The following is a 17,573-nucleotide window of genomic DNA, read 5'->3' as shown; positions in this document are numbered from 1 at the left end:
CTGACCTACCGCCATGCCGCCGCCGGATCATCCGCGGCGCCGTCCTCGCGCCCAGGCGTGCGCCGGCCCAGCACCAGAAGCGCAAGCACCGCCATCAGCACCAGAGTGGCAAGCCACCAGCCCTGCCAGAGCCCGAAGGAAAGCCCCGCGATGGTGAACGCGCTGGCGAGAAACCCGAGCATGCCGGGGACGCGGCCGTCGGGCGTGGCGCGGGCAAGGCCCCGCACCGCGCACCAGAGGAAGGCTGCGAGCAGAACGGCGCCCACCGCGCCGAGCTCCAGCCAGACCTGAAGCGCCCCGTTATGGGGATGGTTGGGCAGGTAATTCGCGCCCGGCCGGATCTCCGCGAAGGCGCCGGGCACGTGGCGGCTCGCATCCATGCCCCAGCCCAGCACCGGGCGTTCGGAAATTCTGTCGCTGGCGAAGTGCCAGACCATAAGACGATGGGTGAGGGAGGATTCGGGCGTGCCCGGCGCGCCGGTCACGGTGCCGGGTGAGGGCAGAAGCTCAACCGCGACCGGTGCCAGAAGCACGGTCGCCGCCACGATCCCGGCCAGCACGCGGCCTGACATCCCGGGACGCCAGAACGCAGCGAGCATGACGAGGAGGCCGAGAGCGAAGGCGAGCTTCGTCGCCATATTGGCGGCGAAAAACACCACGCCCGCCGTCAGCCCGAGCAGCCCGAGCTGCGCCGTGCGCCGGCGGCCGAGAGCCACCAGGATCGGCCAGATACCGAGCGTCAGAATGCAGAAGGCACGGTCGAGGAAAGAGTCCATTTCCCAAACCGGCATGAGGGCGCTGTGCGTGAGCTCGTAGAATGCGCCGCCCGTCTGGTATTCGAAAATGGTGAAGGCCAGAGCGAGGCAGTATCCGGCGATCGCGAAGGGGCCGAGGAGGGTGACGGGCGCAAAGCCGGCCGGCAGGGCGAGGCGGACGAGGAGGGCGCCGCCGATCGCCATGGCGAGAAGCCGCGCGGCGCCACTGGTGGCGTCCACGGGCTGGAGCGCCCAGACGGGCGAGAAGCCGGCCCAGCTCGCGAGCAGGAGGGCGAAGACGAGCGCCGGAAAAGCCATGACGCCACGGGGAAACAGGGGTCCCGGCGCGCGCCAGAGCAGAAGCAGCGCCACCAGAGCCATGAGTGCGAAAAACGGCGCCAGCCCCTTCGGCGCGACCACGCCCAGGACCGGCGTCACGAAACAGATGACCGTCAGTGCCCGGCCTCGGGCCGCGTCGATCGTCGGGACCATCAGTTCTTGTCCGTCACGCGCTGAAGTGCCCACTTTATCACGGCGCCGCCCGGCCGCGTGGTTCCGGCCAGCACGATCTGCTCGGCACGCTGCTGGCGGTCCGCCTGGCCAAGATACACGCTTTCCTCGATCCGGATATCCGCTCCCTTCGCCCGAAACCGCCAGCCCGCGCCCGAGGGCGGGCGCAACAGCACGACGTGGCCGCCCTCGGAAAGGGAGACCCGCACGCGAGGATGGAGATGAAAGCGAACGACGAAGGGCGCGCCGTCGGGGCCTTCGAGGCGGTCTTCGCCCCGGAAATCCCAGCCGGTCGCGTCCAGCCACAACCGCCGCGTATGCATGAGGTCGAAATTGCGCCGGAAGCCGTCCTGCTGGGCCTCGAGCCAGGCGCCATCCTCGCTGTCGTTGCGTGTCAGATGGGTGATCCGGCTGCGTCGGCTGAAAGCGCCCGTGGGCAGGATGTCACTCGAGTCCGCGTCGCACACCGAAAGGGTCGAATGGGCAGCGGTGCGCCGCGCCGCCTGACGCCAGCCGGGTGTCCGGGGGCCGGCGCCGCAGTTCACAACGATCCGTTCACGCCCGACGCTGAATTCGAAGGACAGTGTGCCGGCATGGGCGTAATGATCGGCCCCCGCCGGTGGCGGGGCGCCCGTATCGGCCAGCACGCGTGTGCGGTTGAAGGCGAGACGCTGAAATCCGGTATGAGGCGCGCTGGCAAAGGGCTTGCCTCGCGCCTCGGCCCGCTGCAACACGAGATCGATGATCCAGGCCGCCTCCTCGACGCTGTCATTGAACAGCGCGAGCCCCCCGTCACCATGGCAGTAGAACCGCAGCATGGGCGACATGCGGTCGATCGCCGATTGCAACTCTTCCGGCACAGTTTCGCGGGCGGCGACAAGCGTGGCGCGCATGTCGATGAGATGCCGCAGCACGTTGAGATGCTGTGACGGGCTGCGCTCGACATGGCCGCCGTCGGGAAATACCTGCGCTTCCAGGGCATCGGTCAGAAGGCGCCGCACGCGGTCGAGCCGGGGCGTGTCAAGCGGCAGGCAGGCCTCCACATAGATCAGCCCCTTGAGGGCGGCGATGAGCTGGCTGCCTTCGGCCCCGCGCGGCAACACCCGTGTGAGGTGCCGCGTCTGGCGGCTGATGCTGTGAAAAAAGCGACGGCGAAAATCGTCCGGCGCGCTGGCACAGAAGAAGTCATGCTGCGCCAGCCAGTTCGCCAGCCGGAGCCCGGTGACGTCCGGACGCCAGGCGAGCGCGCTCCAGCTCCCGCATCGCTCCATCCAGTCATCCACCAGGGCGCGGGCGCGTTTGCGCGCAACATCGTTGCCCACGGCGTGCAGGTCGCGCAGCCAGTCGAAGCTGTGCAGCCGGGCGGCGGCTTCGTCATCGATGGCCGCCACGCCGGCGAGAGGCCAGGCACCGCTCGCGTTCCGGAAACGCCGGCCGCCAAAGGTGAATTCGCCCCGCAGGATGGCGGCGCCGCGCTCGCTGTCGCCGGGCCAGGGGTCGGGCGGCGCGGTCTCGATGCTGCGCGGCCGGGCCATCAGCAGGAGGCCGTAGACGGGCGAGGCGTAGGCCGGCTCCATCATCTTGCGCCAGAGCCGCGAAACTGTCAGCCGGGCCGGCGCGGCCTGGGCCAGTTTCAGCCAGTCGCTCAGGGAAAGGCGTGGACTTCGATGGTCCGTGTCGTTGTTGCCGGTAAAAGGTTCGGCAGGGGCAGTCATCTACGCGACATCACGCAAGCGCCGGATATTGCCAGCATAGGCCTCGCGGCCACCAGAGAAGGTCGCGGTGCCCGCGACCAGCACATCGGCGCCGGCCTCGACAGCGCTCCGCGCCGTCTCATTATTGATGCCGCCATCGACTTCGAGGTCGATCTCGCGGCCGGTGGCGTCGATAGCAAGGCGCAGCGCCCGGATCTTGTCGATCTGGGACGGGATGAAGGCCTGTCCGCCAAAACCCGGATTGACGCTCATGACGAGGACGAGGTCGACCTCGCCGAGGACCGGCAGCACCATCTCAATCGGGGTCGCGGGGTTGAGCGCGACGCCGGCCTTCCTGCCATGTTCGCGAATAAGCTGAAGCGTGCGGTGCAGGTGGGGCCCGGCCTCCGGGTGCACGGTGATGATATCGGCCCCCGCCTCTGCAAAGGCGGCGACATATGGATCGACCGGCGAGATCATGAGATGCACGTCGAAGGGGAGATCGCTGGCCGAACGCAGGGCCCGCACGACGCTCGGTCCGATCGTCAGGTTGGGGACGAAGTGGCCATCCATGACATCGACGTGGATATAGTCGGCGCCGGCGTCGGTGACGGCGCGGATCTCCTCGCCCAGCCGCGCAAAATCAGCCGACAGGATACTGGGAGCGATCCGCAGTTTTTGTTGCATGTCGGGTTTCCTATCAGGTCATTCGGAGCGCCGCAAGCGGGCCGCGTAAAACCCGTCCATCCCACCCAGCTCTCCGAGGTGATGGGGCAGGGTGCGCAAATCGCCCTCGGCCGAAACCGCGGCCTCGATCCCGCCTATTTCGGCCGCGCGCACCGGCAGGCGGATGAAGGCAGGATGCTTCTCGAGGAACCGTGCGGTCTGTTCGACGCCTTCCTCGGCCTCGAGCGAACAGGTGCAATAGACGAGGACGCCGCCCGGCTTGACCAGGTGCGCCGACGCCGCCAGCAGGGCCTCCTGCAGCCGGGCCAGTCGCGCCACGTCATCGGGTGTCTTGAGCTGTGCGATATCGGGATGGCGGCGCAGCGTGCCGGTGGCAGTGCAGGGCGCATCCAGGAGGATCGCATCGAACGCCTGGGCCGGGCGCCAGGACAGCACGTCGGCGACCGTGGTCCGGCTCTTCAGGCCAAGCCGGTGGAGATTGGCGTCATGCTTGCGCAGCCGGGCCGGCGAGGTGTCGACGGCGTGAATTTCCGCCCCGCCCTCGGCGCCGTTCCGGCTGCCGGTCATGGCGGCGAGCTGTGCGGTCTTGCCGCCCGGCGCGGCGCAGAGATCGGCGATCCTGAACCCGCCGTGATTGGCCGGAACCGCATTCATCAGGAGTTGCGCCGGCAGGGAGGCGGCCGCATCCTGGACCCACCACGCGCCTTCGTCATAGCCCGGCATGTCGGAAATGGCGCCGCCACCGGCGAGGCGGACGGAGCCGGTCGGCAAGACCGCACCGCCCAACCTCTCGGCCCAGATGCCGGCGGATTCGGGCTCGCGCAGCGTGATGTCGAGCGGCGGGGTCCGCATGTGCATCTCGGCGATGGCCCGGCTCGGCACCTCGCCATATGATCGGCACCAGCTTTGCCAGAGCCAGTCGGGCGTGTTCAACCGGGGCGCGTCCTGGTCCGCGACCCGTTCGCGCGCCTCACGGTCGGCCCGGCGCAGTACTGCATTGACGAGTCCCCGCGCAAAAGAATGCCCGCGCCCCGCCACCAGACGGACGGATGTGTCCACGGCGGCATGCGCCGGGGTGTCCAGAAACAGCAACTGGCAAAGGCCAAGCCGCAGAATATCCTCGACATCGCGCGCATTGGCCTTTAGCGGCCGGTCCAGGAAAGTGGCGATGAGAGCATCGATCTGACCCAGCCGGCGCAGCGTGGTGACGGCGAGAAGCCGGGCGAATGCGCGGTCGCGCGCCTCGAGACGGGTATTGGCGCTGGAGCGTTCGAGAGTGTCGTCGAGCGGGCGCCCCTTGCGCAGCACCGCCTGGAGAAGGTCGAGCGCCACGGTCCGCGCGCCGGGCGTCACCTGCGCCTTGTCGGGCGCGTCGGTCCGGGCGGCGGAATGAGGAGGGTGCGGATCGGACATGCCGGCACTTTAGTCCGGGCGCAGGGGGAAACCACCCGTTCATTTGAGTGTACCCGGGAGCGAGTGCTCCGGTCGCCTTCGGCAGGCACCGGTGGCATACTCGGCTCACCATGACAAAAGCGGAAAAAGAGAAGAAGCCGTCCCGCCCGGCGCCGGCGACCCCGGCGCTACCAGCGTCAGGCGCGGCCGACCTTGCCGGGGCAGACAAGCCGGCCGAGCTTCGGCCCGATCCGACGCGGTATGGTGATTGGGAGAAGGACGGCCGCTGCATCGATTTCTAGCGGGAATCCCTGGCCATATTTGTTGTGCAGCCGGCTCTCGCGGGCTGCCGGCGCCGCTTTTATCTTTACAATCTTAAGTTGTGTAGGCCACTCTGCCCCCGCCCGCAAAGCGGGTACAAGGGACAGCCCCGAATCAAGGGATCCGGCGCATGGCGTCACGGCCGACAGACCCTTTTCCGACCGGCGGCCGGATCGCCCGCAAGCGCTGCGGGCGTCTCCTGGCAACCGTTCTTTCGACAACAGTCCTTGTCACCGCCGGGGCCGGAACGACCGCCGGTATGGCGGCCGCGGAGCAAGGCGGGCTTGGTCCCGTCGCGGCCCACCTCGTGCGTGTCATCGATGGTGACACGGTGCGGGTCCGCGCCCATATCTGGATCGACCAGCAGGTGGAGGTCACGGTGCGCCTCGAGGGTGCGGACGCGGCGGAGCTGAATGGGCGCTGCGAATTCGAACGCCGCCTCGCGCGGGAAGCGCGGGCGCGACTGGGTGAGCTTCTCAGCGACGGCGGTCTCGTGATGGACCGGATCGGCCCCGGCAAGTATGGCGGGCGCGTCGTGGCCCGGGTCTTTACCCTGGCCGGGGACGACATCGCCCAACGGCTCATCGAGGAGGGACTCGCCCGCCCCTATGACGGCGGCGGGCGCGGCCCGTGGTGCGACGCCCTCGCAAGCGCGCCGTAACACCCCTGCGCGTCTGACGTCAGGCCCGGTTTACTTCCTGGCGGTTGACCTTGAGATCGTCCACCACGCCCGGGTCCGCCAGGGTCGAGATATCGCCCAGCTTGTCGAGCTCGTTCTCGGCAATCTTGCGCAGGATGCGCCGCATGATCTTGCCCGATCGGGTCTTGGGCAGACCCGGCGCGAACTGGATCGCATCCGGCACCGCGATGGGGCCGATCTCCTTGCGCACCCATTTCTTCAATTCGTCGCGCAACTCCTCGCTCGGCTCCTCGTTCAGGTTCAGCGTGACATAGGCGTAGATGCCCTGTCCCTTGATGTCGTGGGGCACGCCGACAACGGCGGTTTCGACCACCTTGGGATGGGCGTCCAGCGCGCTCTCCACCTCGGCCGTTCCCATCCGGTGGCCCGAGACGTTGATCACGTCATCGACCCGGCCGGTGATCCAGTAATACCCGTCGTCGTCCCGCCGGCAGCCATCGCCCGTGAAATACTTGCCCTTGTAGGTCGAAAAATAGGTCTGCACGAAACGGTCGTGATCACCGTAAACGGTGCGCATCTGGCCGGGCCAGGAATCCAGCAGGCACAGATTGCCCGAGCACGCCCCCGAGAGCTCCTGACCGTCACTATCGACGATCGCCGGGCGAACCCCGAAAAGCGGACGCGTCGCGCTGCCCGGCTTGAGCCGGGTGGCGCCCGGCAGCGGGCTGATCAGGATGCCGCCGGTTTCCGTCTGCCACCAGGTATCGACAACGGGGCAGCGCTCGTCCCCGACGACCCGGTAATACCAGAGCCAGGCCTGATCGTTGATCGGCTCGCCGACCGAGCCCAGCAGGCGCAGTGATTTGCGACTGGTCTTTTGCACCGGCGCATCGCCGTGGCGTTCGAGTGCACGGATGGCGGTGGGTGCGGTGTAAAAGATGTTCACCTGATGCTTGTCGACCACCTGCCAGAAGCGCGAGACATCGGGATAGTTCGGTACCCCCTCGAACATGAGAGTGGTCGCGCCGTTGGCCAGCGGCCCGTAGACGATGTAGCTGTGTCCCGTCACCCAGCCGACATCGGCGGTGCACCAGAACACCTCGCCCCGCTTGTAGTCGAAGACGTACTCGTGGGTCATCGAGGCATAGACGATATACCCGCCCGATGTGTGCAGCACGCCCTTCGGCTTGCCGGTAGAGCCCGATGTGTAAAGGATGAACAGAGGGTCCTCGGCGTTCATTTCCTCGGGCGGGCATTCGGCCGGCACATCCGCTACCAGCTCGTGATACCAGACGTCACGGTCCGCTTCGAAATTGACGTCCGCGCCCGTGCGTTCAACCATCACGACATTGCGGATCGTGGGGCAGTTCCTGACCGCGTCATCCACATTTTTCTTGAGCGGCACCTTCTTGCTGCCGCGCACCCCCTCGTCCGCCGTGATGACCAGAACCGAATTGCCGTCCTGAATGCGCCCTGCGAGGGAGTCGGGCGAGAATCCGCCAAACACGACCGAATGTATCGCGCCGATCCGCGCGCAGGCGAGCATGGCCACCGCCGCTTCCGGAATCATCGGCATGTAGATGGTTACCACCTCGCCCTTCTTGACGCCCAGCTGCTTCAGCCCGTTGGCGAGGCGGCAGACTTTTTCGTAAAGCTCGCGATAGGTGATACGCGCGTCCTGGTCCGGCTCGTCGCCCTCCCAGATGATGGCGATGTCATCACCCCTGGTTGCCAGGTGCCGATCCAGGCAGTTGGCGGACACGTTGAGTGTCCCGTCGTAAAACCAGCGGATCCGCACGTCGCCCGTAAAATCGACATCCCTGATCTTCGAGTAGGGCTTGATCCAGTCGATCCGCCGCCCTTCCTTCGCCCAGAAGGCCTCAGGGTCGGCGACGGACGCTTCGTAATCCCTGAAATACCGGTCTTCGTTGATATGGGCATCGGCAGCGAACGCCGCCGGCACGGGAAAGACCGGAGCTTCAGACATATGAGACCTCCCTCTGATGGGCCTGTTCCAGAATGACGGGGTGATCGCTGCCGGCGCCATTGGCCGGCATTTCCCTGCCCCCCGCTTGGTTGTAGCCGCCCCCGCTGGCGGGGGGCTCCCGCGTCATTAGCAAAATTGCGGGGTTCCCGCTAGCGCCGCCGGTCCGTCCGCCCCGGCGCCCCTGGGGACAGCTCGTAGAAGTATAAATTAACTAAAGTTTTACCCGTATAAGTTGTAATCCCCTCGACCGGCCCCTGAGGGGCCCTGTGCTGTCGAAGGCCCCTCCGGGGCATCTGTCTGAGAGAGGAAGTTCAAGATGCTGAAGTTTAAGAGCCGGGCCAGCCTGGGCCGGGAGACTGACCAGAGTGACGTTGCCCTGATTTCCGAGGGGGCCGGGGAGGCGCCAGCGACCGATTCTGTGGCGGGTGAGCTCGAACGGCTGCGCCAGGTGATCGACAGCATGCCGGTGAACGTCCTGACCTGCGATCTCAAGGATTTCACCATCACCTTCGCCAACCAGACCAGCCTTCGAACCCTCGAATCACTCGAGGACCTGCTGCCCTGCAAGGGCAGCGAGATCGTCGGCCAGTCGATCGACATTTTCCACAAACACCCGGAGCACCAGCGCAAGCTCCTGCGCGACCCGGCCAACCTGCCCCACCAGGCGATCATTCAGTTGGGCGACGAATTTCTCGATCTGCTCGTTACGGCGATGACTGATCGGGGCGGGAATTACATCGGCCCGATGCTGACCTGGAGCATCATCACTGAAAAAGTAAAACTCGACGAGGCGGCCGCGCGATTGGCCAACATGGTCGATCAAATGCCCATCAACGTGCTGACCTGCGAAAAAACCAATTTCAAAATCAACTACGCGAACAAGACCAGCCTGGACACGCTGGCCGAGCTCGAGCATCTCCTGCCGTGCAAGGCGACCGAGCTGATGGGCCAGTCGATCGACATTTTCCATAAACACCCGGAACATCAGCGCAAGCTCCTGGCCGATCCGGCGAACCTGCCCCATCAGGCGAAGATCCAGCTTGGCAATGAATGGCTCGATCTCAAGGTCTCGGCCATGTACGACAAGCAAGGAAACTACGAGGGGCCAATGCTGACCTGGTCCAGGGTCACCAAACAGATGGAACTGGCCAATAATTTCGAGACGAACGTCTCGGCCGTCGTGGAAGCTGTTTCGTCCGCATCGACCGAAATGCAGGCCACGGCCGAGAGTATGTCGACCACGGCAGAAGAGACGACCCGTCAGGCAAGCGCGGTCGCCGCCGCTTCCGAGGAGGCGGCCGCCAATGTCCAGACCGTCGCGGCCGCTGCGGAGCAACTTTCAAATTCAATCAATGAAATCAGCCGCCAGGTCGCGGAATCGACGAAAATTTCCGCCACCGCCGTCGAGGAGGCGCGGCGCACCAATACCGAGGTCGAGGGGCTTGCCGAGGCCGCCCAGAAAATCGGCGAGGTCGTCGATCTCATCAATGACATTGCCAGCCAGACAAATCTCCTGGCCCTCAACGCGACCATCGAAGCGGCTCGCGCCGGCGAAGCCGGCAAGGGGTTCGCCGTCGTCGCGAGCGAAGTCAAGAGCCTCGCCAACCAGACGGCTCAGGCAACCGAGGAGATCAGCCAGCAGATCGGCAATATCCAAAGTGCGACCACGACCGCCGTCACGGCGATCAAGGGGATCGACGAGATCATCTCCAAGATCAGTGAAGTCACCACGTCGATCGCGTCGGCCGTCGAACAACAGGGCGCGGCCACGAACGAGATCGCGCAGAATGTCCAGCAGGCCTCGAGTGGGACGCAGGAAGTCTCCAGCAATATCGGCGGCGTCAATCAGGCCGCCAGCGAAACCGGCAACGCAGCCGGACAGGTCCTCGAGGCCGCTTCCGGGCTGTCACGGGATTCCGAAACTCTGAAGCAGGCCGTCCAGTCCTTCCTTCAGGAAGTCCGGGCGCTCTAGGCGGGCGTCCCGACGCCGGCGGCCGGCGGGATCCCCCAAATCCTGCCGGCCGCCGTTTCTTCTCCCGTGTCAATCCGGTTCCGGCGGCGCGACCCAGATCGCGCCGTCACGGATTTCATGGGCGACCGGCGTGAGACTGTCGCCGCGGCAGGGACCATGAACGCAGTGCCCGTCCGCAAGCCGAAACAGCGCACCATGGGTGGCACACAGAAAGTGCCGCTTGTCGATATCGAGAAACCGGTCCGGCACCCAGTCCAGCGGGCCGCCCGTGTGGGGGCAGCTGTTTTGGTAGACATAAATCTCCGGGCCGTTGCGATAGACGATGAGGCGGTGCGTGTCTCCGTCACCCGGGTCACCCCGATCGATGCGAAACCCCTTCGCACCTGCGGCCGGCAGTTCGTCGAGACTGGCAAGGCGGATCGATTGGGTCATTTCGTCAACCGGGGATCAGGCGTCGATACCGCCCATCCTGCAGATCCGCTTCCAGCTTCGCGCGTCGAGGGGCGAGACCGAGAGGCGTGACTGGCGCACCAGCGCAATACCGCCAAGCTTCTCATCCGCCTTGATGTCGGAGAGCGCCACGGGTGTATCGAGCGCCATGAGCGCCTTCACATCGACCATGCCGAAACGGCCCGACTCGTCCGTGTGATCCGGGTAGTATTCCCTGACCACCTCGACGACGCCCACGATGCGCCGCTCCTTGCCCGAATGATAAAAGAAGGCGCGGTCGCCCTTCTTCATCGCCTTCATGTTGTTCGAGGCCTGGTAATTGCGCACCCCGTCCCAATGGGTGCGCTTGTCCCTGACCATCTCCGCCCAGGCGTAGGTCTCGGGCTCTGATTTCATGATCCAGTAAGCGATGGAAAGTCTCCCTGAAACGGCCATGTCCTTAGAAGCTGTCGCGGTCGAATTCCTCGCGAAACGGCCGGGCCAGCAGCGCCTCGATCGCATCATCGACATCGGCCCCACGGTTGACGACCGCATCCACGCTTGTCGCGATGGGCATCTCGACGCCCAGCCGCGCCGCCAGATCGACCACCGCGGCCGAGGTGTCGACACCTTCTGTCACGGCGCGCCGTTCGCCCAGCACATCGGCCACCTGCCGGCCCCGGCCGATCTCGATGCCGAGGGACGTGTTGCGTGAACGGGAGCTGTTGCAGGTGAGCGAAAGATCGCCCAGCCCCGACAGCCCCATCACGGTTTCCGCCCGCCCGCCTTTCGCAAGCGTGAGGCGGCGCATTTCAGCCAGCCCGCGCGTCAGAAGCGCGGCGCGCGCATTCTCGCCAAGTGCCTTGCCCATGACAATGCCCGAGGCGATGGCGAACACATTCTTGATCGCGCCGCCGATCTCGGCGCCGATCACGTCGGGCCAGTAATAGGGGCGCAGCGCCCGGCTGCCGAAACGCTCGATCAACCCGTGACCCAGCGTCGGGTCATCGGCCGCCAGCGTCACGGCCGTGGGCAGCCCGCACGCCACCTCGTCGGCGAAGGTGGGTCCCGACATGACGGCGAAGGCGCGACCGGGCGCAACCTCGCCGACCACTTCACTCATCAGTGCGCCCGAGGATTTTTCTATTCCCTTCGCGCAGATGATGAGCGTTGCGCCGTCCTTCAGGAAAGGGATCGCCTTGGCGAGTGTCTCGCGCAGGAATTGCGCCGGGATAACGAGAAAGACGAGATCGGCCCCGGTCAGCGACGCGTCGAGATCGGTGCTCGCCCGGATGGTTTCAGCGAGCGTCTGCCCGGGCAGGTAGAGCGGATTTTCGCGGTCGCGCGCGATGCTCGCCACCACTTCAGTCTCGCGCGCCCAGAGCCGGACCTCATGGCCGGTTCGCGCGAATGTCTGGGCGAGCGCCGTGCCCCAGGCACCGGCGCCGATGACGGCGAGCGGCGACGTGACGGCGCTCATGCGGCCGGCGCCGTCATCTCGGCCAGGGGCCAGCGCGGGCGGACCGGCGCCGCGGGGTCGCCCCTGGCGCCGAGCATGAAGCGTTCGATCCCCGCCCAGGCGATCATCGCCCCATTATCGGTGCAGTAGCGCAGGGGCGGCGCCAGAAGGGTGAGACCGGCGGCGGCGGCGCAGTCGGCAAGCCGGCTGCGCAGGAAGCCGTTGGCCGCCACGCCGCCCGCGACGACGAGATGGCGGAGCCCTACGGCCGCGGGCTCGCCGTCGCGCACGGCCCGGATGGCGTTCGCGACACGGTCGCCCAGCACGTCTCCGACGGCCGATTGGAACGAGGCCGCCATATCCGCGATGTCATCGTCGGTGACGCCGCCCGCCGCCTTGCGCCGCACCAGGGCCAGACGCACGGCGGTCTTGAGCCCGGCGAAGGAAAAATCCGCGCCGTCCCGGCCCAGCATCGGCCGCGGCAGATCGAAAGCCTGGCGCCGCCCCTTGAGCGCGCGGAGCTCGATTTCGGGACCGCCCGGATACGAGAGACCCATCATCTTGGCCACCTTGTCGAAGGCCTCGCCCACCGCATCGTCGATCGTGGTGCCGAGTACACGATACGACCCCACGCCCGAGACCAGCAGGATCTGGCAATGCCCGCCCGAGACCAGCAGGAGCAGATAGGGAAAATCGAGCTCGCGTTCCGTCAGCCGGGCCGACAGGGCGTGCGCCTCGAGATGGTTGATGGCGAGACAGGGACGGCCGGCCGCGAGCGCCACGCCCTTGGCCAGGGTAAGCCCGACCATGAGCCCGCCCACCAGTCCCGGCCCCGAGGTGGCGGCGACGCCATCGAGATCGGCGAAGCCGAGCCTGGCCTCGTCCATCGTTCGGCGCACCAGGTTCTGAAGATGAACCAGATGGGCGCGGGCGGCGATCTCGGGCACCACGCCGCCATAAGGGCGGTGGTCGGCCAACTGGCTCAGGGTCAGTTCGCCCAATACGGCCCGCTCGGCGATGGTGTGGTCGCCACCGATCTCCGCCCGGACCACCGCCGCCGCCGTTTCGTCGCAACTCGTCTCGATGCCGAGAAAAATCACGTTCTGAAATCCCGCCTCTGTCATGCGCGCGCGCCGTGATGTGCCGTGCCGGCCCCGCCTTCCTCTGGCCCGCCACCGCGGTCCCGGCTTTCGCCGCCGCGCGCAACGCGCTAGACATTTACCTACCATGTCCGGCAAAAAAATACCCGCCCCGCCCGGCCCCGCAGGTTTCAGCCTGACGCTCGGCACGCGCGGCAGTCCGCTCGCCCTGGCCCAGGCCCATCAGGTGGCCCGGCGCCTGGCCGCCCTCGGCCGGGAATCCGGCACGCCGATCCGGACCCGAATTCGCACGCTCCAGACGACGGGTGACCGGGAAGTCTCGGGTCCGCTTCGCGATATCGGCGGCAAGGGTCTCTTTACCAAGGAGATCGACGCGGCCCAGCTCGCGGGTGAGGTCGAGGTGGGCGTCCATTCCATGAAGGACCTCGCCACCCGTTTGCCCGATGGCCTCGTCATCGCCGCCGTCCTGCCGCGCGAGGATCCGCGCGACGCGCTGTTCGCGCGCGGCATCACGCGCCTCGCCGATCTGCCCCCGGGCGCGGTCCTGGGCACGGCCTCGCTGCGCCGGGCCGCGCAGGTACGGGCCTTGCGCCCTGATCTCCGGGTCGTGAGCCTGCGCGGCAACGTCCAGACCCGGCTGCGCAAGCTCGCCGCGCGCGAGATCGATGCCACCCTGCTCGCCCTTGCCGGGCTCAACCGGCTCGAACTGGCGGGCGAGGCGGATGCGGTGCTCGAGACCGACGAGATGCTGCCCGCCGTGGCCCAGGGCGCGATAGCCCTCACCTGCCGGGCCGACGATCCGGTGGTCATCCGAATTCTCGCGGCCCTCGACGATCCCGACAGCGCCGATCCGGTCACGGCCGAGCGCGCGATGCTGGCGGTGCTCGACGGCTCGTGCCGGACACCTATCGCGGGGCTGGCCCGCCTGCGCGGGGCGGACATTCATCTCGAAGGCCTCGTCGCCCTGCCGGACGGCTCGGAGGTTCATCGCGCCGAGGCCACGGGCCCGCGCCATGAGGCGCAGAGCCTTGGCCGCCGCCTCGGCGAGCTGTTGCGCGACCGCGCCGGGCCCGGCTTCATGGCCCGGCTTCTGGCCGCAGAGTCGGTCGACGGTCCGGGCGAATCGGGCGGGTCCGGGACATAAGCCCATGGCGCGCCCCATTGCCCTTGTCACCCGCCCCTGGGAGGACGCCGAACCGCTCGCCCATGCGCTCCAGAGCCAGGGGTACCGCCCGGTCGTCGAACCGCTGCTCGGGATCGAGGACCTGCACACGCCGCTGCGCCCGCCCGATGATCTGCAGGCCATCGCCGTCACCAGCACGAACGGGGTGCGCGCGCTCGCCCGCCGCGCCCATCTCGATCTTTGGCACGTGCCGGTGTTCACCGTCGGCGACGCAAGCGCCCGCGCCGCGCGCGCGGCCGGGTTTCGCCATGTCACCTCGGCCGCGGGCGACGTGGCCGCGCTCGCCCGGTGCCTGGTCCAAAATCTCGACCCCGCGGCGGGCCCGGTCCTGCATGTTTCGGGCGCGAATGCTGCCGGGGATCTCGCGGGCCGCCTGGCGGGCGAGGGCTTCGACGCAAAACGTGTCGCGCTCTACCGGGCCGAACCGGCGCGCCGTCTCTCGGAAGCGGCTCGCGCCCTCTTTCGCGCTCGCGCCGTGGCGCTGGCGCTGTTCTTTTCGCCGCGAACCGGGGAGACTTTCGTCCGCCTCGCCAACCGGGACGAGATCGGCCCCGATTGCGCCGAGACGGTCGCGCTCTGCCTGAGCCCGGCGGTGGCGAAAAAAATCAGCATCCTGCCGTGGCGGGCGGTTGTGATCGCCGACAAGCCCGATCAGGATAGCCTCCTCACCGAGGCGGCCCGGCTCGCCAACAGGTTCCACGCCTGAACGCCAGGCGGCCCTACGGCCATCGGGACAGACAGCGTCGGGAAGGATATATTGAGCGGCATGACAGACGATCCCGAAATCGATCGCGATGCAGGCGGGACGGACGGCGACGATGCGAGCCCGGCGGCGCGCGAGTCCGCGAACAAGCCGACGCGCCCCTTTCGCCGCATGATGAGGCGCCTGGCGTGGCTTCTGTCGCTCGGCGTCGTCATTGCGCTGGGTGCCGTGACGCTGGAACACTGGCGCCCCGTCGTGGATGGATGGATCGAGGCGATGACGCCGGCGGCGGAAGATGACGGCGCCCCGGCCGAGGCCCCGGCCTCTGCGCCCGAGGCGCTGGCGCTGGAAGATGACGTCCCGGCCGACGAGGTGCCCAGCCCCGTCGAACCGTCTGGCGATGCCGAACCGTCTGGCGATGCCGAGCCGTTTCGCAGCGCGGTGCAACGCGCGCTCATGGATATCGAGGACCGTTTCATCGGGGTGGAAGACCGGCTCGCCCGGATCGAGGAGACGCTTGGCGACGCTGCCGGTGGGGAAAGGCTCGAGGCCATGGAGGCCAGACTCGGCGCGCTTCTGGCCGAGCAATCGGCGGCGCTGGCGGCACAGAAGCGTCAGCTTGAAGGCGAGCTGGCCCGCCTCCGCGAGCGTGTGGCCGCGCTCACCGCCCGGGTCGCGGCCGCGCCGCAGAATATGGGCGCCCGCGCCCCTCTCGGCGATGAGGGACTGGCGCTGGCGCTTGGTCAGTTGCGCCAGCAATTGCTGGCGGGGCGGGATTATCTGGCCGAGCTGCGCACGGCGACGCGCCTCGCGGGCGAAGAGGCGCGCGCCGCCCTTGACCGGCTGCGCCCCCAGGCCGAGACCGGTCTCGCCGGCCTTGCCGAGCTGGAGCGAGAGTTTCAGCGCCTCACCCCCGCCGTGCTGGCCGGCGCCCGCGAGAATGCGGGGGCAGCGGCGCAACCGGGATGGCTCGATCGTGTCGTGGCCCGGCTGCGCGGCCTCGTCACCATTCGCCGAACCGGCGACGTCGCGGGCGAGGATGCGGGCGCGCGGATCGCGCGGGCGGAAACAGCACTCGCGCGTGACGATCTCGCCGGCGCCGTCGCGGAGATGAAAAATCTCTCGAGCGATCTCGCGGGGGAAGCGGGCGCGGCCGTCTCGGCCTGGCTCGTCCGGGCCGAGGCCCGGCTCCAGGCCTTGGAGTTGCTCGACCGGCTCGACCGGCTGGCGCTGGAACGGCTGACCGATGAAATCCCCGCCCCCGACCCGCCGCCGGACGAGGCCGGCTAGATGCTCCGTGGCGTCGTCATTCTGGCGGGTCTTGCGGTCCTCGCGCTCGGGGCGGCCTGGCTGGCCGATCACCCGGGACGCGTCGTGCTTGACTGGCAGGGCTGGCGCATCGAGACCTCGATCGGCGTCGTCGTGCTGGGGGTGGCCCTTCTCACCCTGACGTTTCTCATAATCTTCCGGCTCTGGTCCTTCATCGCGGCGACGCCGATGCGCTGGCGCAGGGCGCGCGATGCGCGCCGGCGCGAGCGCGGCCAGAACGCCCTGGCCCGGGGCCTCCTCGCGGTGGCGACGGGCGATGGCGCGGCGGCGGCGAAAGAGGCGCGGATCGTCTCCGAAAATCTCGGCCACCGCGTGCTGACACTTCTGCTCGAAGGCGAGGCGGCGCGGGTCAGCGGTGACCACGCAACCGCCCGCCGGCTTTATGGCGAGATGCTGGAGACGCCCGAGACGCGGCTTCTGGGCTATCGCGGTCTCGCGCTCGAAGCCTATCGCGCCGGCGATCTGAACGCCGCGCTCGACCATGTGAGCCAGGCGGCCCGGGCCCAGCCCCGCGCGTCCTGGGCGCTCGAATTGCTGTTTGATGTCCAGCTTCGCACCGCCCGCTGGGCCGAGGCGGAAGAGACACTCGACCGCCTCCTGCGCGCCCGGCTGGTGACCCCCGAGATCGGCAAGCGCCGGCGCGCGCTCCTGCGCCTCGAGCAAAGCCGCGCGGCCGAGACCAACGGGCTCGAGGACGCGGCGCTCGACCATGCGCGCGCGGCCGAGCGGCTTGACGAAACGCTGCTGGCCGCTGTCCTGCGCACGGCCGATCTTCTCGCCCGGCGCGGCCGCACGCAACGCGCCGCCCGCGTGCTGGAACGCGCCTGGGAGCGCGCCCCCCATCGCCTGATCGGGGAAGCCTATGCCGGGCTTTATGCCGATGACACGCCGCTCAACAGGGTGATCAAGATCGAGAAACTGCGCCAGCTCCAGCCCGACCATGCCGAGACCCATCTCATTCTGGGCGAGGCGGCGCTCAAGGCCGGACTCTGGGGCGAAGCCCGGACCCATCTCAAGGCTGCGGCCGAGGGGGCGCCGTCGCGCCGTGTGTTTCGTGCGCTGGCCGAGCTGGCCGAGATGGGTGACAACGATGGCGCGGCGGTGCGCCAGTATCTCGCCCGCGCCGCCGACGCGCCGGCCGATCCGGTCTGGTCGTGCACGAATTGCGGCAAGGAGGTTCGCGAGGTCACGGCCGTCTGCCCCGATTGCGGCGCCTTCGATACGATCCGCTTCGGCCCGCCCGCGCCGCATCACGCGCCGCGCCTGGCGGGCAGCCAGGTGCTCGACGCGCCGGCCCTGCCGGCGGCCGGTTCCGCCCCGGCAGCGGGGGCCACGGGCGCGGCCTGACCGCCCGATTAAGCCGCCTTTAAGCAAAATCGCCGAAAAAGGGCGGCCCCGGTCCCGATCGCCAT

Annotated in this window: 16 protein-coding genes; 7 read left to right on the top strand and 9 right to left on the bottom strand. The window is 67.9% G+C overall.

What is annotated here, in order from left to right:
• Positions 1 to 5: 5 nt before the first annotated feature.
• From RLQ26_05870 to RLQ26_05855, 4 genes are read right to left on the bottom strand one after another with little or no spacing between them, the layout of a single operon-like run.
• Positions 6 to 1,247: an O-antigen ligase family protein gene (locus RLQ26_05870; protein ID MEQ9088251.1), complete on the bottom strand. Its 1,242-nt coding sequence runs from the start codon at positions 1,245 to 1,247 to the stop codon at positions 6 to 8.
• Positions 1,247 to 2,980: a heparinase II/III family protein gene (locus tag RLQ26_05865; protein ID MEQ9088250.1), complete on the bottom strand. Its 1,734-nt coding sequence runs from the start codon at positions 2,978 to 2,980 to the stop codon at positions 1,247 to 1,249. Before RLQ26_05865 ends, RLQ26_05870 begins: the two co-directional genes overlap by 1 nt.
• Complete coding sequence (gene rpe / locus RLQ26_05860) at positions 2,981 to 3,646, bottom strand: ribulose-phosphate 3-epimerase (GenBank protein ID MEQ9088249.1); 666 nt, start codon at positions 3,644 to 3,646, stop codon at positions 2,981 to 2,983.
• An 18-nt stretch (positions 3,647 to 3,664) separates the two neighbouring features.
• Positions 3,665 to 5,059 carry a transcription antitermination factor NusB gene (locus RLQ26_05855; GenBank protein MEQ9088248.1) on the bottom strand — a complete coding sequence of 465 codons (1,395 nt, stop codon included), beginning with the start codon at positions 5,057 to 5,059 and terminating at the stop codon, positions 3,665 to 3,667.
• Between the two features lie 110 nt (positions 5,060 to 5,169).
• Here RLQ26_05855 and RLQ26_05850 point away from each other — a divergent pair, with 110 nt between their 5' ends.
• Both RLQ26_05850 and RLQ26_05845 read left to right on the top strand, forming a co-directional pair.
• Entirely contained in the window at positions 5,170 to 5,340 is a 171-nt protein-coding gene (locus tag RLQ26_05850) for a DUF1674 domain-containing protein (GenBank protein MEQ9088247.1), read from the top strand.
• 149 nt (positions 5,341 to 5,489) lie between these two features.
• Positions 5,490 to 6,020 (top strand): thermonuclease family protein, encoded by a 531-nt coding sequence (locus RLQ26_05845; protein ID MEQ9088246.1) that lies wholly within the window; start codon positions 5,490 to 5,492, stop codon positions 6,018 to 6,020.
• 19 nt (positions 6,021 to 6,039) lie between these two features.
• Here RLQ26_05845 and acs read toward each other — a convergent pair whose 3' ends face one another.
• Complete coding sequence (gene acs / locus RLQ26_05840; GenBank protein MEQ9088245.1) at positions 6,040 to 7,986, bottom strand: acetate--CoA ligase; 1,947 nt, start codon at positions 7,984 to 7,986, stop codon at positions 6,040 to 6,042.
• A gap of 316 nt (positions 7,987 to 8,302) precedes the next feature.
• Here acs and RLQ26_05835 point away from each other — a divergent pair, with 316 nt between their 5' ends.
• Entirely contained in the window at positions 8,303 to 9,958 is a 1,656-nt protein-coding gene (locus RLQ26_05835; protein ID MEQ9088244.1) for a methyl-accepting chemotaxis protein, read from the top strand.
• Positions 9,959 to 10,027: 69 nt separating this feature from the next.
• Here the strand turns inward: RLQ26_05835 and RLQ26_05830 are convergent, their stop codons facing one another.
• Genes RLQ26_05830 through tsaD form a run of 4 tightly spaced genes read right to left on the bottom strand, consistent with a single transcriptional unit; the run spans position 10,028 to position 12,970 of the window.
• Positions 10,028 to 10,390: a Rieske (2Fe-2S) protein gene (locus RLQ26_05830; protein ID MEQ9088243.1), complete on the bottom strand. Its 363-nt coding sequence runs from the start codon at positions 10,388 to 10,390 to the stop codon at positions 10,028 to 10,030.
• A 15-nt stretch (positions 10,391 to 10,405) separates the two neighbouring features.
• Positions 10,406 to 10,819, bottom strand: coding sequence for an EVE domain-containing protein (locus RLQ26_05825; GenBank protein MEQ9088242.1), 414 nt, complete (start codon positions 10,817 to 10,819; stop codon positions 10,406 to 10,408).
• Positions 10,820 to 10,847: 28 nt separating this feature from the next.
• Complete coding sequence (locus tag RLQ26_05820) at positions 10,848 to 11,867, bottom strand: NAD(P)H-dependent glycerol-3-phosphate dehydrogenase (protein ID MEQ9088241.1); 1,020 nt, start codon at positions 11,865 to 11,867, stop codon at positions 10,848 to 10,850.
• The gene (gene tsaD, locus RLQ26_05815) at positions 11,864 to 12,970 is read right to left on the bottom strand and encodes a tRNA (adenosine(37)-N6)-threonylcarbamoyltransferase complex transferase subunit TsaD (protein MEQ9088240.1); all 1,107 of its coding nucleotides are present in this window, start codon (positions 12,968 to 12,970) and stop codon (positions 11,864 to 11,866) included. The genes RLQ26_05820 and tsaD overlap by 4 nt, the downstream gene beginning before the upstream one ends.
• 103 nt (positions 12,971 to 13,073) lie before the next feature.
• Here tsaD and hemC point away from each other — a divergent pair, with 103 nt between their 5' ends.
• Genes hemC through RLQ26_05795 form a run of 4 tightly spaced genes read left to right on the top strand, consistent with a single transcriptional unit; the run spans position 13,074 to position 17,508 of the window.
• Positions 13,074 to 14,090: a hydroxymethylbilane synthase gene (gene hemC, locus RLQ26_05810; protein MEQ9088239.1), complete on the top strand. Its 1,017-nt coding sequence runs from the start codon at positions 13,074 to 13,076 to the stop codon at positions 14,088 to 14,090.
• A gap of 4 nt (positions 14,091 to 14,094) precedes the next feature.
• Complete coding sequence (locus RLQ26_05805) at positions 14,095 to 14,835, top strand: uroporphyrinogen-III synthase (GenBank protein ID MEQ9088238.1); 741 nt, start codon at positions 14,095 to 14,097, stop codon at positions 14,833 to 14,835.
• A gap of 60 nt (positions 14,836 to 14,895) precedes the next feature.
• On the top strand, positions 14,896 to 16,122 hold the full coding sequence (locus RLQ26_05800) for a hypothetical protein (GenBank protein ID MEQ9088237.1): 1,227 nt from the start codon (positions 14,896 to 14,898) through the stop codon (positions 16,120 to 16,122).
• Positions 16,123 to 17,508: a heme biosynthesis HemY N-terminal domain-containing protein gene (locus RLQ26_05795; protein MEQ9088236.1), complete on the top strand. Its 1,386-nt coding sequence runs from the start codon at positions 16,123 to 16,125 to the stop codon at positions 17,506 to 17,508. It begins immediately after the preceding gene.
• The last annotated feature ends 65 nt before the right edge of the window (positions 17,509 to 17,573 follow it).

The sequence above is a fragment of the Alphaproteobacteria bacterium genome (assembly GCA_040220875.1).
In the GTDB taxonomy this organism is placed as follows: Bacteria; Pseudomonadota; Alphaproteobacteria; order JAVJVX01; family JAVJVX01; genus JAVJVX01.
This window is presented reverse-complemented; position numbering and strand designations above follow the sequence as displayed.

What these genes read in the sequence shown, in the direction of transcription:
- RLQ26_05865 (MEQ9088250.1), bottom strand. Translation starts at nt 2,980, where the DNA reads ATGACTGCCCCTGCCGAACCTTTTACCGGCAACAACGACACGGACCAT.
- RLQ26_05870 (MEQ9088251.1), bottom strand. Translation starts at nt 1,247, where the DNA reads ATGGTCCCGACGATCGACGCGGCCCGAGGCCGGGCACTGACGGTCATC.
- RLQ26_05855 (MEQ9088248.1), bottom strand. Translation starts at nt 5,059, where the DNA reads ATGTCCGATCCGCACCCTCCTCATTCCGCCGCCCGGACCGACGCGCCC.
- RLQ26_05835 (MEQ9088244.1), top strand. Translation starts at nt 8,303, where the DNA reads ATGCTGAAGTTTAAGAGCCGGGCCAGCCTGGGCCGGGAGACTGACCAG.
- RLQ26_05805 (MEQ9088238.1), top strand. Translation starts at nt 14,095, where the DNA reads ATGGCGCGCCCCATTGCCCTTGTCACCCGCCCCTGGGAGGACGCCGAA.
- RLQ26_05820 (MEQ9088241.1), bottom strand. Translation starts at nt 11,867, where the DNA reads ATGAGCGCCGTCACGTCGCCGCTCGCCGTCATCGGCGCCGGTGCCTGG.
- rpe (MEQ9088249.1), bottom strand. Translation starts at nt 3,646, where the DNA reads ATGCAACAAAAACTGCGGATCGCTCCCAGTATCCTGTCGGCTGATTTT.
- RLQ26_05830 (MEQ9088243.1), bottom strand. Translation starts at nt 10,390, where the DNA reads ATGACCCAATCGATCCGCCTTGCCAGTCTCGACGAACTGCCGGCCGCA.
- RLQ26_05795 (MEQ9088236.1), top strand. Translation starts at nt 16,123, where the DNA reads ATGCTCCGTGGCGTCGTCATTCTGGCGGGTCTTGCGGTCCTCGCGCTC.
- hemC (MEQ9088239.1), top strand. Translation starts at nt 13,074, where the DNA reads ATGTCCGGCAAAAAAATACCCGCCCCGCCCGGCCCCGCAGGTTTCAGC.
- RLQ26_05800 (MEQ9088237.1), top strand. Translation starts at nt 14,896, where the DNA reads ATGACAGACGATCCCGAAATCGATCGCGATGCAGGCGGGACGGACGGC.
- RLQ26_05850 (MEQ9088247.1), top strand. Translation starts at nt 5,170, where the DNA reads ATGACAAAAGCGGAAAAAGAGAAGAAGCCGTCCCGCCCGGCGCCGGCG.
- RLQ26_05845 (MEQ9088246.1), top strand. Translation starts at nt 5,490, where the DNA reads ATGGCGTCACGGCCGACAGACCCTTTTCCGACCGGCGGCCGGATCGCC.
- tsaD (MEQ9088240.1), bottom strand. Translation starts at nt 12,970, where the DNA reads ATGACAGAGGCGGGATTTCAGAACGTGATTTTTCTCGGCATCGAGACG.
- acs (MEQ9088245.1), bottom strand. Translation starts at nt 7,986, where the DNA reads ATGTCTGAAGCTCCGGTCTTTCCCGTGCCGGCGGCGTTCGCTGCCGAT.